The sequence below is a fragment of the Litchfieldella anticariensis FP35 = DSM 16096 genome, from assembly GCF_000409775.1.
In the GTDB taxonomy this organism is placed as follows: Bacteria; Pseudomonadota; Gammaproteobacteria; order Pseudomonadales; family Halomonadaceae; genus Litchfieldella; species Litchfieldella anticariensis.
On record NZ_KE332377.1, the window covers coordinates 658953 to 672772 of the forward strand.

General features: G+C 58.0%; 14 protein-coding genes. 4 read left to right on the forward strand and 10 right to left on the reverse strand.

The annotated features are described in order from the left end of the window. Positions 1-27: 27 nt before the first annotated feature. The 3 genes from L861_RS03010 to L861_RS03020 form a co-directional block, all read right to left on the reverse strand. Positions 28-885, reverse strand: coding sequence for a M23 family metallopeptidase (locus L861_RS03010; RefSeq protein WP_016415078.1), 858 nt, complete (start codon positions 883-885; stop codon positions 28-30). Then, a complete protein-coding gene (yihG, locus tag L861_RS03015) occupies positions 885-1757 on the reverse strand; it encodes a 1-acylglycerol-3-phosphate O-acyltransferase, YihG family (protein WP_016415079.1) in 873 nt (290 codons plus the stop codon). Before yihG ends, L861_RS03010 begins: the two co-directional genes overlap by 1 nt. A gap of 99 nt (positions 1758-1856) precedes the next feature. Then, positions 1857-3806 carry an acetoacetate--CoA ligase gene (locus tag L861_RS03020; protein WP_016415080.1) on the reverse strand — a complete coding sequence of 650 codons (1950 nt, stop codon included), beginning with the start codon at positions 3804-3806 and terminating at the stop codon, positions 1857-1859. Positions 3807-4197: 391 nt separating this feature from the next. Between L861_RS03020 and L861_RS03025 the strand changes: the two genes are divergently transcribed. Further along, positions 4198-5538 (forward strand): MFS transporter, encoded by a 1341-nt coding sequence (locus L861_RS03025; RefSeq protein ID WP_016415081.1) that lies wholly within the window; start codon positions 4198-4200, stop codon positions 5536-5538. 47 nt (positions 5539-5585) lie between these two features. Here the strand turns inward: L861_RS03025 and L861_RS03030 are convergent, their stop codons facing one another. The 5 genes from L861_RS03030 to L861_RS03050 form a co-directional block, all read right to left on the reverse strand. Next, positions 5586-6353, reverse strand: a complete 768-nt coding sequence (locus L861_RS03030) for a VOC family protein (protein ID WP_016415082.1) — start codon at positions 6351-6353, stop codon at positions 5586-5588. An 85-nt stretch (positions 6354-6438) separates the two neighbouring features. Then, a complete protein-coding gene (locus L861_RS03035; RefSeq protein WP_016415083.1) occupies positions 6439-7599 on the reverse strand; it encodes an acetate/propionate family kinase in 1161 nt (386 codons plus the stop codon). After that, a complete protein-coding gene (locus L861_RS03040; RefSeq protein ID WP_035567726.1) occupies positions 7596-8549 on the reverse strand; it encodes a bifunctional enoyl-CoA hydratase/phosphate acetyltransferase in 954 nt (317 codons plus the stop codon). Before L861_RS03040 ends, L861_RS03035 begins: the two co-directional genes overlap by 4 nt. A 191-nt stretch (positions 8550-8740) precedes the next feature. Beyond that, positions 8741-9016 (reverse strand): GrxA family glutaredoxin, encoded by a 276-nt coding sequence (locus L861_RS03045; protein WP_016415085.1) that lies wholly within the window; start codon positions 9014-9016, stop codon positions 8741-8743. Positions 9017-9146: 130 nt separating this feature from the next. Continuing rightward, positions 9147-9959: an inositol monophosphatase family protein gene (locus tag L861_RS03050; RefSeq protein ID WP_016415086.1), complete on the reverse strand. Its 813-nt coding sequence runs from the start codon at positions 9957-9959 to the stop codon at positions 9147-9149. Positions 9960-10076: 117 nt separating this feature from the next. Between L861_RS03050 and hybE the strand changes: the two genes are divergently transcribed. Next, positions 10077-10538, forward strand: a complete 462-nt coding sequence (gene hybE / locus L861_RS03055) for a [NiFe]-hydrogenase assembly chaperone HybE (RefSeq protein WP_016415087.1) — start codon at positions 10077-10079, stop codon at positions 10536-10538. Positions 10539-10608: 70 nt separating this feature from the next. After that, on the forward strand, positions 10609-11385 hold the full coding sequence (locus L861_RS03060; RefSeq protein ID WP_016415088.1) for a 3-hydroxybutyrate dehydrogenase: 777 nt from the start codon (positions 10609-10611) through the stop codon (positions 11383-11385). A gap of 146 nt (positions 11386-11531) precedes the next feature. Here L861_RS03060 and L861_RS03065 read toward each other — a convergent pair whose 3' ends face one another. After that, positions 11532-12068, reverse strand: a complete 537-nt coding sequence (locus L861_RS03065) for a response regulator transcription factor (RefSeq protein WP_016415089.1) — start codon at positions 12066-12068, stop codon at positions 11532-11534. Positions 12069-12082: 14 nt separating this feature from the next. Beyond that, a complete protein-coding gene (locus tag L861_RS03070) occupies positions 12083-13357 on the reverse strand; it encodes an ATP-binding protein (RefSeq protein WP_016415090.1) in 1275 nt (424 codons plus the stop codon). 135 nt (positions 13358-13492) lie between these two features. On the opposite strand from L861_RS03070, the gene L861_RS03075 reads away from it, so the two are divergent. Further along, entirely contained in the window at positions 13493-13756 is a 264-nt protein-coding gene (locus L861_RS03075) for a hypothetical protein (RefSeq protein ID WP_016415091.1), read from the forward strand. Positions 13757-13820: the final 64 nt, after the last annotated feature.

Here is a 13820-nt window from a genome sequence, read left to right on the forward strand (position 1 = left end):
CCGAATGATGACAGGGACGGAAGATCTCTAACGCAATACCTGGCGTGGATCGATGGGCTTTCCCCCGTGACGCAGGTCGAACAGCAAGTCATAGCGTTCGCTGGCGTTGCTGTAGCCCACCTCGCACAACGGGGTGCCGCGTTTGACACCATCGCCGTTGGCAACGGACAGACGGTCACACAGAGCGTAGACACTTTGCAGATTGTCGGCATGGTGCACGATGACGACCTTTCCGAGTTGTCGCATGCTACTGGCAAAGCGTACCTCGCCATCGGCGACGGCCTTGGCTTGCTGACCACTGCTGGTGGCCAGCAACATGGGTTGCAGGGTGCCACGGGAGTCGGTACCGAATTGGCGGACTACACGATAGTCATCCAATGGCCATGGCCAGCCACGTACCTTGTCAGGTAGTGGAGCGGGGGCCGGGCGAGAGGGGGCGTGTTGACTGCTGCCGCCACTGCGGCTGTTGCTTGCATTGGCCACTACTCGACTGCTGCCGTTGAGAGGGACCTGGATCAGTTGCCCAACTTTCAGTTGGGTGGGGTTGAGCTGGCGATTGGCTGCTTGAACACGTCCAGGCGTGGTGCCAAAGCGGCGGGCGATGCTCGAATAGGTGTCGCCGGGACGGATCTGATAGCGATAAGGGCCGCCTGATGGCGCTCGCTCATGTGTGGAAGGTACGAGGATGCGCTGGCCAACAGCCAGGCGGCGGGCATCGACACCAGGGTTGAAGCGCTGGAGGCGAACCAGAGGCACATTGGCGCGTGCGGCAATGCGCCCCAAGGTGTCGCCACGCTGGATGGTGACCCAATCGCCAGCGATCGTCTGGAGGCGTTGGGTTCCCGAAGGGCTGGCGGCACATCCGGCCAGCAACAACAGCAACATCAAACCGGCGAGTCGAGTGCGCCATCCTTTTCGTACCACAGGCCATTGAGCCATGAATGGAAGCGTTCCTTATAGTGCGGGTCCTGATGATAGTCGCCTTGCAGCATCCAGCTCGGAACGTCCAAGCGCCTGGCATGCAGGTGGATGGGCCCTTCGCGACCACAGAGAAATCCCCAGAAAGTGGGGTTAGGGCTGGCATAGCGAAGCGTTACGTCGAGAATGCCACTCAAGCGTTCTCCCATCAGGCTGATGACCTGAGCGGTCCCGCCGGCCTTGGGGCGTAGCAGGTGGCGAAAAGGGCTTTGCTGGGCATCGCGCTTGGCAGGGGTGAACCGCGTGCCTTCGACAAAGTTGTAGATGGCGATCGGCATTTCCCTGGCACGCTGGCACATACGCTCGGTTGCCTCGCGATCGACCTGTGCCAGATCGGGATTCTTCTCCAACTGATCGCGTTTGTAGCGTCGCATGAAAGGGAACTCCAAAGCCCACCATGCCAAGCCAACGATAGGAACCCAGATCAGCTCGCGTTTTAGGAAGAAGCGAGGCATGGGAATCCGACGGTGCAGAGCCATCTGCAGCATGAAGATATCGGTCCAACTACGGTGATTGGAGATCACCAGCCACCATTGCTGCGGCGACAGCCCGGCGGGGAGATGGACCGTCAGTTCAGGCTTGAGCCAGCGACGCATCCACCAAAGATTGGTACCGATCCAATTCAGCGCCACATGGTTGAGCCCTCGGAGCACACATCGACGCAGAACACGCGTCGGTGTGACCAGTTTGAGCAAGGTGAGGGCGAACAGTGGAACAGCCCAGAACAAGGTGACGGCGATCAGTAACACCAGGCTGACGAGCCCTTTAAGGGTCGACATGCATTCTCCTTCAATGACACGCCCTCGATGACTGGTCACTAATGTTACTGGAAGTATCGATCACTGCCCAGCCACTGGAGTCAGCAGCTGGGCAACGATTCAGCTCTGCAACTCGGGAAGGTCCTCGTAGAGTTCCAGTGCCTCGGGGTTGGCCAGGGCGTCGAGGTTCTTGACAGGACGTCCATGGACGACGTTGCGTACGGCGAGTTCGACGATCTTGCCCGACAGAGTGCGCGGGATATCGCTGACCTGAAGAATCTTGGCTGGAACGTGACGGGGGGTGGTATTGGCCCGAATAGTACGCCTTATCTCGTCACGCATGGCATCGTCGAGGGTCAAACCTTCCTTGAGGCGTACGAACAGCACCACACGGATGTCGTCATTCCACTCCTGACCGATGCATAGTGACTCCATGACGGCTTCGACTTTCTCCACTTGGCGATAGATCTCGGCCGTGCCGATACGCACGCCACCTGGATTGAGCACGGCATCCGAGCGTCCATGGATGATCAGACCGTCTTCCGGGGTGATTTCGGCATAATCGCCGTGTGCCCAGATGCCGGGAAAGGTAGCGAAGTAGGCATCGTGATAGCGTTTGCCTTCAGGGTCGTTCCAGAATCCGATCGGCATCGATGGGAAGGGGCGGGTACAGACCAACTCGCCTTTTTCTTCACGCAGCGGCTGTCCCTCGGCGTCGAAAACGTCTACCGCCATGCCTAGGCCACGACACTGCAGTTGCCCACGATAGACCGGCCGGATAGGGCAGCCCAAGGCGAAGCAGGACACGATGTCGGTCCCACCCGAGATCGAGGCCAGCAGAAGGTCGCTCTTGATCTCGCGATATACGTAGTCGAACGACTCATGGGCAAGTGCCGAGCCAGTGGACAGTACGGCCCGTAGCGGCGATAGATTGAAGCGTTTGCCCGGCGTCAGGTCTTCTTTCTCGCAGGCGGCGATATACTTGGCGCTGGTGCCGAATACCGTGATCCCTTCACGCTCAGCCATTTCCCACAGCACTTCGGGGCCGGGGGAGAAGGGTGAGCCATCGTACAGCACTAGAGTGGCGCCACAAGCCAGTCCAGAGACCAGCCAGTTCCACATCATCCAGCCACAAGTGGTGTAGTAGAACAGCACGTCCCGTTCATTGAGGTCGGTATGCAGGCGCAGTTCCTTGAGGTGTTGCAGCAGCGTGCCACCGGCGGAGTGAATGATGCACTTGGGCACACCGGTGGTGCCGGACGAGTAAAGAATGTACAGCGGATGATCGAAGGGCTGGGACTCGAAGAATATCTCCGAGGCTGGGTTGTTGAGATAGTCCTCCCACGTCACGGCCTTGTCGATGCCGCGTGTATCGGGTTCCTCTTTGAGGAAGGGAAAGACCACCACCTGGTTGAGTGAGTCGATAGCCTCGCTGATTTGTACTACCCGCTCGCGAGTATCGATCGGCTTACCGTTCCAGGTATAGCCGTCAGTAGCGATCAACACTTTGGGCTGGATCTGGCCAAAACGATCGAGCACGCCGTGGAAGCCAAAATCCGGTGAGCATGATGACCATACGGCACCAATGCTGGCACTGGCGAGCATGCCGATCACCGCATGCTCGCTGTTGGGCACGAAACCGGCGACCCGGTCACCGGCTGTTACGCCGCTTTGTTGCAGAGCATGCGCCAGCTTGGCGACCTGTTCGTATAGTTCCTTGTAGCTGATCTGTTTACGCCGCTGACGCTCATCCCGTACCACCAGAGCAGGGTGGTCGTCACGACGCTTGAGCAGGTTGGCAGCGAAATTGAGCCGGGCCTCGGGGAACCAGCGCGCGCCAGGCATGGCGTCGGGATGCTCGAGAACAGTGTCGCCCTTGGTGTCGGCAATGATATCGACCTCGTCCCATAGCAATGACCAAAATGCTTCCAGATTCTCGACACTCCAACCATGCAGATCGGTATAGTCACGAAGAGTCACCGACTCCTCTCGATTGATGCGCTGCATGAGAGCGGCCATCTGCGTGGCATCGATGGCGGCCTGGGTCGGCTGCCATAGCGGCATGGTCATTAGCTCCCCTCCATGTTCTTGTATGGAATGTATGGCGTTACGTATAGCCTGCCAGTCTTTGATGGTGATGCAAAGCTGCTGCGGTGCACAAGTCGTTGCATTTAATACTAAATGCTAAGCGACGACACCGGTGTCGAAAAACTGATCATTGTGTAACGACTCCTAGTAATGTCGCGGATAGGTGTCACTGTACAGCGGCTTTGCACAACGTTATCCACAGAATTTGTGAATAACCTCGAGCCGACTTGGCGACGCAAATTTTGCTGACCGACTAGAATACGCGACACTTCCTTTGATTCAGTTTGACCGTGATCGTTTCGGGTCGGAACGGGATGTGTTGGGTCACAAAGTTCGATGCACCTCGCCCGTCAGGGCAGGGATGGAGGTACTAGTGCGTAGTCTGCCGGCTACCTTGCCGATCCTTTTCCTGTGTGAGATCTGTTTCCTGCTCGGTCATGGGTTGATCATGACCTTGCTTGGCGTCCGCATGTCGCTGGAGGGGTTTCCCTCCCAGATGGCGGGTTTGTTGATGTCGAGTTTCTCATTGGGTTTCGTGGTAGGTAGTTACTGGCTCGAGAAGCGAATTCGAGCGGTCGGGCATATCCGCGTTTTCGCGGCCTGTGCCGCCTTACTGGCCGTTACGGCGATGTTGCATGGTCTCTGGGTGAATCCTTGGGCCTGGTTGGCATGGAGGTTGTTTGGTGGGTTGGCCACGGCAGGGTTGCTGATGGTCATGGAGTCCTGGGTCTCGGGCGAATCGACCAATGAGAATCGTGGTCGGGTACTGGGCTGGTATATGGTGATCTCGACCACCTCGCTGGCCGGAGGTCAGTGGCTCTTGAATATCGCGGACCCGTCGACCTCGGTGTTGTTCTCAGTGGCCGGCATGCTGTTCGCCTTGTCACTGGTACCACTTTCCATCCATCGAATTCATGGACCGAGTCGTGCCGGGGAGGTACAGCCTCAGAAGATCAAATTACGTGCTCTGTACCACCGCGTCCCGATCGGCTTGATAGGGGCCTTTGTGGCCGGTTTGATGGTGCAGGCGTTCTTTGCCATGACGCCCTTTTATGGCCAGGAGATCGGCTTGAGCACCTCACAGACTGCTCAATTCATGGCGGTGACAACGTTGGTGGCGTTGGTGGCGCAGTGGACATTGGGACGTGTATCTGACCGCTTCGATCGGCGTAAGGTGATTCTGTGCATGGCAGTGGTCATGGCCATCGCCGGAGCCTTCATTTCGGTGGCAGCACGCATCAATTTTCTGATGCTGTTGGTGGTGGCGTGCTTTCATACGGCCATGTTGCACACCTTGTATTCTCTCAGCCTGGCACATACCAATGATTGGTTGGAACCTGGAGAGATTGTGGCGGCCAACGCCAAACTGATGATCTGGTATGGCATCGGCTCCATCATTGGCCCCTTTAGCGCATCGTTGGTGATGCAAGCGGCTGGACCCGATGGGCTGTGGCTGTTTCTAGGCAGCGTGGCCATGATCCTGGCGATCTTCGTGCTGATACGCATGCACGGTCAGCGGAAAGTGCAACCCGAGTTGGAACAGGAGCCCTACGTCGCGGTGCCGGTCATGGAAACGCCGCACTACATCAGCGAATTGGATCCACGCTATGAACCTCAGCAATATGAACTGGAATTGGAGCTCGAACCCCTGGCTTTTGGGAACGAGCCCGCTTCCGTTCCCCGAGCCAGATATGAATATGAGGATACCCGGTGACAGAACTTGCCAGATAAGCCATTGGGCGTTATCTGGAAAGTCAAAGCCTAAACGATTTCGCAGCGTGTATGCTGCGGCAATAACAATTCCGCCGAGCGTTCCAGATTGCTCGGGAGGCATTTCTGTACCAAGGCCAAGCCACCCAGGGAAATGCGATGTTCGTCGCCGCCAGCAAACGGCAGGCGCTGTGAACAGGTCGGGTAAAAGCGGTAATTGAGCAGTGGGGAAACAGGGAATACGCCGTGATGACGGTCGGCACTGCCAGTCAGGCCGGCTTGTTGTATCTGCTGGTCGAGACTCACCAAGTCGGTGCCCAGTCGCTCACAGTCGAATCCAACATGATGCATTCTGGGGCCCATGATTGACAGCCAGGCTGCCAGAGGATGAGCCTTTCGCAACCGCTCGTAACCATCCCAGTCGGGCATTGGCCAAGGGCGGCCACGTGTCAGCAGGTTCTGTCCCTGGCGGTCCTCGATAGGGCTTTGGCTGACCAGGGTCTCGAGGTAATCCCTTGGTTGCCGTGTCAAGGTGCCGAGTTGCAATTCCCCCAGCACTAACCAAGCGCCATCATCGGGGGCGGCCAGCAGCGTCACCAACAAGCCACGATCCGCCATGGCGTAGTGGTCGACGGCGCGATAACCGAAGTGCAGCAGAGGAGGAATCAAGGTATCGGCTGCAAACGAGCCATGGTTGAGCGTCAACAACGCCAGGTATTCTGGCGTGCTATCGAGGGGCCATAGGCGTAGCGCCCCCAGTTCCGGGTGCTGATGGATGTAGTCGAGCCAGAGCTGTTGTAGAAACTCTTGCCGTTGCATGTGACGCCCTCTTTCGCCGCGCCCTGATGGGGTAACAGAAAGTATAGGCACAAGGCCTGAGAGGGCTTTCAACGCCCGAGCGACGTTAGTTGAGAATGTCGTTCAGCAAGGCTTGGCTGGCGATGGCGATTTCGGCTTCCTCGTCGGTGGGAATGACCCATATCGAAGGACCGGTACCACGGTCGAGGCGCTGGGCATGACGGCGATTGGCCGACTCGTCCAGTTGGAGGCCCAGCCAGTCAAGGCGCCGACATACCGCCTCGCGAATTTGGTAAGAGTTCTCGCCGATGCCGGCAGTGAATACCAGGGCATCGAGACCACCGTTGAGCGCCGCCAGGGCGCCGATTTCGCGTACCAGGCGCTGGATGAAGAGAGCGATGGCCTGTCGTGCATGGGGATGATCGCGAGCTTCCAGGTCTCGCATGTCATCGGATATGCCGGATACCCCGTAGAGGCCGCTATCATGGTAGAGTAGGTGCTCGATCGCCGGGGCATCGAGGCCTTTGTACTGCATCAAGTAGAGAATCACGCCGGGATCCAGACTGCCGCAACGACGCCCCATCATCAGGCCGTCCAAGGCTGTGAACCCCATGGATGTCGCTTGGCTTTTACCATTGTGTAGGGCACAGAGACTGCAACCCTGTCCCAGGTGAGCGACGATCACTCGGTCTCCGACCGTATCACCCAGCAGTTCACGCAAACGACGAGCAATATAGGCGTAGGACAAGCCATGGAATCCATAGCGCAAAATGCCTTCCTCGGTCAGGGCGCGGGGTAGAGCGAACCACTGGTTTACCCAGGGCTGGGTGCGGTGGAAAGCCGTATCGAAGCATGCTACCTGAGGAACGTCGGAATAGCGGCTCAGCAGGTGGCGTGCGATAGCCAGTGCCTGGGGCTGGTGGAGCGGTGCCAGAGGCACCAGAGCCTCGAGGCGTCCAAGGGTCGATTCATCGAGTCGTACCGGATCGGCGAAATCGCGTCCACCATGCACTACACGATGGGCGATACCAGAGAGTCCATCGAGTTCATCCTTCGCTTCGAGCCAATCGTGCAGTGCCACGCTCACTGCGGCATGGTCACTCCCTTCGGAATGGAAGTCGTCGGTAGCAAGGTCCGAAGGTTGCACCATGACCAGTTGCGGCTGACTCCCAATGCGTTCGATACGTCCACGCAAGTGCTCACGTTGCTGGCGGTAGAGTGCGAACTTGAGTGTCGACGAGCCCCCGTTGAGGACCAGCAGACTCATGAGTGTGACTCATCGCGGGACTGGAAATGCACCAGACGCAAGGCCAGTGCTGCTGATGCCAGCCGCGCATCGATGTCGTCGGCGCGGCTGGTCAACATGATTGGTACTCGGGCACCGACGACCAGCCCGGCTGCTTGGGCTCCAGCCAGGTGGATCAATAGCTTGGCAATCATGTTGGCGGCTTCGAGGTCTGGGGCCATGAGAATGTCCGCTTGGCCGGCGACTTCGGAAACGATGCCTTTCTGGCGCGCGGCTTCACAGGAAACGGCATTGTCGATGGCCAGGGGGCCATCGAGTCGACCACCTTGAATCTGGCCGCGCTCGCTCATCTTGCACAAGGCAGCGGCATCCAGGGTCGAGGGAATATTTGCCCTGACGGTTTCGACCGCCGACAACAGGGCAACACGCGGGCGTTCGAGCCCCAATGCCAAAGCGAGATCGATGGCGTTCTGGACAATGTCACGTTTGGCTTCCAGATCGGGAGCGATATGCAGGGCAGCATCGGTAATCAGCAGGGGAAGGGGGTAACTGGGCACGTCGAGCGCGTAGACATGACTCATCTGGCGCTCAGTGCGCAGCCCCGCTTGACGCGACAATACCGCTCCCATTAACTCGTCGGTATGCAGGGCTCCCTTCATCAAGGCCTCGACGTCGCTACTGCCGGCCAGGCTCACGGCGGTATCGGCGGAAGCGTGACTGTGCGGCGTATCGACGAGTTCGATACCGTCCAGGGAACTGCCCAATACTTGTGCGGCAGACTCGATACGTAGGCGTGGACCAACCAGAACGGGTTCGATCAATCCCTCGCGCCAGGCCGCCAAGGCGCCACCCAGGGAGGCTGCGTCACAGGGATGCACGACCGCCGTCCGAATCGGCGCCAGCCCACGGGTAGATTCGATCAGTTGACGATGTCGTTCACCGATGGCGTGGTGATGATGGTGAGGCGACATGTTCTTCTCCGTGCTATCCCGATAGGCTCCCATGGACCAAGCGCTCCCTCGTATCTGAAGGCATTGTCATCACTTTAAGCAGTTCGAGGGTGGGGCGACAGGGGTATTGCGCACTTTGTTGACGAAGATCAGGAGGTAGGAATGACGATGCCGCCCAAGGGGGCGGCATCGTTATATGTTGACAAGGAACCTTACTGGGTAGCCCCTTCCGGCATCAATTCATTGTCATGCACGTAACGGTCGAACTCAGTGAAGCCGCCGATGTGGTTTTGGTCAATGAAAATCTGCGGAACGGTCTCCACCGGCTTGCCGATGGTCTTCTCCATGTCGGCCTTGGTGATACCCTCCTCGTGGATATCGACATAGCGATAGCCAGAGATGGCACCGATATCGCTTAGCTTGTCGGCAAGTTCCTTGGCGCGGACACAGAAGGGGCAACCAGGACGACCGAAGATCACGACGAACATGTGTAGCGTTCTCCTTTGCTTCGCAAAGCAAAATGATGAATGTCTGAAATGAGTAAGCGTTGGGCGCCATTGTTCCCTAGCGCCTGCCCATTTGCCAATAGGCGCTAGCTAAACCTGCCATTGTGCACCGCTATGGCCGGTCCTCGTCGGCACGCTTCAGTAACTTGCTGAGTTCGCCGTGGATATCGGGGGCGCTGACGATGATGTTTTCGCCGTACAGATCTTCCGGGATACCGGAAGGACAAGGGTAGAGATGGCCCGTACGGGCGCCAGCTTCGCGCGCTATCAAAAGCCCAGCGGCAAAGTCCCAAGGTGACACACTCTCGTAGTAAGCATCCAGTCGGCCGCAGGCGACGTCGCAAAGATCCAGGGCAGCGGCACCGTTGCGTCGAATGTCCTGGCACTGCATCAATACGGCGGTCAAGCGTCGCAACAAAGGGGCGCGACTATCGCGATTGTAAGGGAATCCAGTGGCGACGAGGCTGCGAGCGAGGGTAGTGGTGCGGCTCGTACGAATACGCTCACCATTACAATAGGCACCTGCACCGCGTATGGCAGTATACGTTTCGTCGAGGAAGGGCGCATACACGACACCGAGTTCGGTGCGGCCGTCTTTCACCCAGGCGATGGAAACTGCCACATGCCGCAGCCCGTGTGCGAAGTTGACGGTGCCATCGATGGGGTCCACCACCCACAAGGTGTCATTGAGATCGAGATTGTCTCGATCCGGATTCAGTTCTTCGGTCAGGCGCGGTTCGTTGGGGAACTGCCGTTCGAGGGCCTCGGCAATCAGGGTATCCACGGCTACATCGGTATCGGTCACCAGTTCGGTGCCTTTCTTGTAGCTTTGCTGGAAATCTTGAGCGGCTCGAGCTTCGCGAATGGTTCGCCCTGCCTGGTGGGCGATATCGACGGCCTCCTCGAGGCGCTTGGCAAGTGGCATGAGTACTCCTTGCGGTAATATTTGGCATGTAGAACTGATTCCCAGTCTAACAGTATCTGCCCATAGTGGATCGATCCATTATACTGGGTGACTCGATGGTCAGGTGGAGACGCTTTCATGCAGGCGCTCAGCGTCGAACAATATGCGCGCTTGCAACGTCTTGCGCATTGTTATCAGCACCGTCACGCTCGCACCATCAAGGCGTCTTCAAAGCGCAATCCGCACCTGAGCGTAGATGCCCTGTGTTTTCAGCCGTTGGCTGAAGCGCATGGCGAGAAAAGTGCGTTGATTGGAGCGCTGCTGACTCCCTTGGCGCTGTCGCTGGCGATCGTACCTCCCGAGGGCGAGACGATGCCTGTCGAAGGTGAGCGCTGCGTGGTCAATCTGCCCGGTGGTCGTTACCCATTCTGGGCCGAGCGTTTGGATGAGCGGGAATGGCTATGGCGATGTCCGCTGCTTGACGATTTGCGTGATCTCGATACGTTGCAGGAGGCTAATCGATTGGCTCAGCAATTATTGGAGCGTGTCATGACGCCTTCCGTTGACAACTCGCATGATGAGAAACCGTTCGCTCGGTAGCGTTGGCCTTACCCCCCGGCTTATGCTGAAGGTGGCCGTTTTCCCCAGCGATGATCTTCAGGAGTGAACGATGAGCCCCTCTTCTCAGTCGGCCACGCCACGCGTGGCCTTGGTGACAGGAACCACCAGCGGTATCGGCGAGGCTGTCGTCAAGCATTTCTGCCAGCAGGGACATCAGGTGCTGGCGGTGGATTTCAATCCGGACGGCGAGGCAAAGGCGGATGCCGCCGGGGCCGCTTTCTTCCAAGCCGACTTGACCGAGGCCGATGCCTGTCGGGCTGCGGTTGGTGAGGCGATCAAGCGTTTCGGCCACCTCGATATTTTGATCAACAATGCTGGCATCCAGCACGTGGCAAATATCGAGGAATTCCCGGAATCCAAGTGGCGTCAGATCCTGGATCTAATGCTTACCGCCCCCTTCTTGCTGACACAAGCGGCGTGGCCGCATATGCGTAAGGCCGGGTGGGGGCGCATCGTCAATATCGCGTCGGTGCATGCTCAGGTGGCCTCTCCGGGAAAGGCCGCTTACATCAGTGCCAAGCACGGCATGATCGGACTGACCAAGACCGCCGCGCTCGAGGGTGGTGCCCATGGCATCACTGCCAATGCGATTTGCCCGGCCTATGTAAAAACTCCGCTGGTTGACAACCAGATAGCCGATCAGGCACGCATGCACGGCATGAAAGAGCAGGATGTGATAGAGCAGATCATGCTCAAGAATGCTGCCATCAAGCGCCTGATCGACCCCTCCGAAGTTGCGTCACTGGCTGCCTATCTGGCTTCTGACGCGGCCGGAGCGGTGACCGGGGCGAGTTGGAATATCGATCTGGGATGGACAGCCCAATAACAAGATCGTCGCTACGCGGCTCGAAGACGGAAGAACGCTGCTGTGCAGCTTGAAGTAGGAAGACGGCACTTCGTGCCCTGAAGAGGGAAGAAAAACCCTTTGTGCGCTAGTACATCGACTCCCTCATACTGCTCTTCCTTCTTCCTTCAGCGTCGCACCGGCCGCTTCTGCAGTTTGCGTTGCAAGGTGCGGCGATGCATGCCCAACGCACGTGCGGTGGCGGAGATATTGCCGTCGTGCTCCTGAAGTACTTTCTGGATGTGTTCCCAGGTTACACGGTTGATTGATGGTGGGTTGTCGGCGACTTCGGTATCGGGGTCGCCGGTCTCCCGGTCGAGTGCGGCAAGTATCTCGTCGGCATCGGCGGGTTTGCACAGGTAGTTGACTGCACCAAGCTTGATGGCTTCCACGGCAGTGGCAATGCTTGAATATCCGGTCAGTACCACGACTCGACAGTCAGGTGCGATGGCTAACAACTCGGGTAGCAGCTTGAGCCCTGAACTATGCTCGAGCTTGAGGTCGAGAGTCGCGATATCAGGAGGGGTCTGACGGGCCAGCGTCAGGGCTTCTTCGGCATCGACGGCGACCATGACCTCGAATCCGCGACGCACCATGGCACGCTGCATGACATGGCAGAACATTTCGTCGTCATCGACGATCAGCAGGTGTTGGCTGTCTTGCATGGTGTTCCCCCTTTTTAACTCCGACTGGTATCGTGTCGTGGCAGTTTCACTTCGGTCAGGGTTCCCCCTTCCTCGTGGTTGTAGAGGCTCACGCCACCGCCGAAACGATTGATGGTGGCATGGGTCAGGAACAGTCCGATTCCCATACCTTTGCTTTTAGTAGAAACGAAAGTGTCGCCGAGTTGGTCGGCGATCGACATTGCCACGCCTGGCCCGTGATCGCGAATATCGATGATGACCTGGTCGGTATCCCAGTCCAGGTTGATGACGATATTTTCCGGGTTGGCGTCGGCGGCATTGTTGAGCAGATTCATCAACGCTTGATCCAGGGTGGCGTCCACAGCGAGGCGAGGGAGGCCCCGTCGTTCAGCAATCTCCAGGCGATGGCTGACATCCGGGCGCAGCACCAGCCAGCGCTGGATCACTTCGCTGAGCCAGGTTTTGGCTGATTTGATTTCGGGTTCTGCCAAGCGCCGCCGATCGGCATTGGCCACCAGGTGCTGTAGGCGCGACTTGCAAGTATCGACCTGGGTACGCAAGAGATCGATATCCTCGCGCAACGGAGAGTGCTCCGGTGCATCCTGACGCATTTCCTGAAGCAATACCGCCATGGTGGATAGTGGCGTGCCCAATTCATGAGCAGTTCCGGCGGCCTGGGTGGCGACCGCCAATACCTGTTCGTTGCGCAAGGCGGTTTCGCGAGTCCGGGACAGGGTCTGGTCACGGCGGCGCAGGGCATGTGCCATCTTGTAGATGAAGAATGTCACCAATCCCGCCGACAGACCAAAGTTTAGCCACATCCCCAATACATGCAGATTGATGGAGCCGATGAGCGTACCTTGGCTGAGTTGTGGCACCGGCTCATAGAGCAGCATCAGAAAGGTGTATCCGGCCATCGCGGCACTGGCGATGATCCAGGCATACAGCCAAGGCAGGGTAGCGGCGGCGATGGTTACCGGTACCAGGTAATAGGTGATGAAGGGATTGGTGGAACCGCCAGTGTAGTAGAACAGCAACGTGAGCCCGGCAATATCGGTTAGCAGGTGCAAAAGATATTCGGTATCCGTCACTGCACGAGGACGGCCCAGGCGCCACCAAGTGGCCACGTTGAGCAGTCCCATGGCAATGATCACACTGATCACCGGCAGCACGCGAAGCTGGAAACCGAGGACTTCGATGCCGAAGATGATGGCGGCGAGGAAGCCGGTCCAAGTAATGCCGCGCACGATTGTCAAGCGCACCAGGTTGCGGTTTGGCGTCGACAATGGCAAGGGCAGGGCTGGTTGCATGATCACTCCACAAACTGTCGTACGTCATGATACCCGATAGCGTGTTTCTTGCTTAGCCTCGCAGGCCTCCGGTTGCCGGTGGTGGGTGCCAGACCTAGACTCGATATATCCATTGATGAAGAACGGAGAGCGACCATGCGTACGGAAACGGTAAACGATGCGGTGTTCTTCGAGAAGCTGAGACGCAGTCTGGGGGGAGAGCATATCGTGATCGATCATGATGGTACGCATTATCCTGCGCGCATTCAGTATGTGACGGGAACCGGTGTAAAGGTGATTCCTGAGTCCATGTTGGACGGAAGCCAGGGCGAGCCGGGTGATCTGAATGGCGTCATGGAGTCCTTCGCCTATGTCGTGGAGCTGGAGAAGGACGGCGTTCTCTATCGGCGCGAGCGCTGAACCAGCCTTTCTGTACGATAGACCTACACGATGTCCGCTCAAGGCCGTAGAATTGCAGCCACTT

Coding starts and splice junctions, on each gene's coding strand:
- L861_RS03075 (WP_016415091.1), top strand. CDS start 13,493: ATGCGTACGGAAACGGTAAACGATGCGGTGTTCTTCGAGAAGCTGAGA.
- yihG (WP_016415079.1), bottom strand. CDS start 1,757: ATGTCGACCCTTAAAGGGCTCGTCAGCCTGGTGTTACTGATCGCCGTC.
- L861_RS03060 (WP_016415088.1), top strand. CDS start 10,609: ATGAGCCCCTCTTCTCAGTCGGCCACGCCACGCGTGGCCTTGGTGACA.
- L861_RS03045 (WP_016415085.1), bottom strand. CDS start 9,016: ATGTTCGTCGTGATCTTCGGTCGTCCTGGTTGCCCCTTCTGTGTCCGC.
- L861_RS03070 (WP_016415090.1), bottom strand. CDS start 13,357: ATGCAACCAGCCCTGCCCTTGCCATTGTCGACGCCAAACCGCAACCTG.
- hybE (WP_016415087.1), top strand. CDS start 10,077: ATGCAGGCGCTCAGCGTCGAACAATATGCGCGCTTGCAACGTCTTGCG.
- L861_RS03035 (WP_016415083.1), bottom strand. CDS start 7,599: ATGAGTCTGCTGGTCCTCAACGGGGGCTCGTCGACACTCAAGTTCGCA.
- L861_RS03040 (WP_035567726.1), bottom strand. CDS start 8,549: ATGTCGCCTCACCATCATCACCACGCCATCGGTGAACGACATCGTCAA.
- L861_RS03065 (WP_016415089.1), bottom strand. CDS start 12,068: ATGCAAGACAGCCAACACCTGCTGATCGTCGATGACGACGAAATGTTC.
- L861_RS03020 (WP_016415080.1), bottom strand. CDS start 3,806: ATGACCATGCCGCTATGGCAGCCGACCCAGGCCGCCATCGATGCCACG.
- L861_RS03010 (WP_016415078.1), bottom strand. CDS start 885: ATGTTGCTGTTGTTGCTGGCCGGATGTGCCGCCAGCCCTTCGGGAACC.
- L861_RS03030 (WP_016415082.1), bottom strand. CDS start 6,353: ATGCAACGGCAAGAGTTTCTACAACAGCTCTGGCTCGACTACATCCAT.
- L861_RS03050 (WP_016415086.1), bottom strand. CDS start 9,959: ATGCCACTTGCCAAGCGCCTCGAGGAGGCCGTCGATATCGCCCACCAG.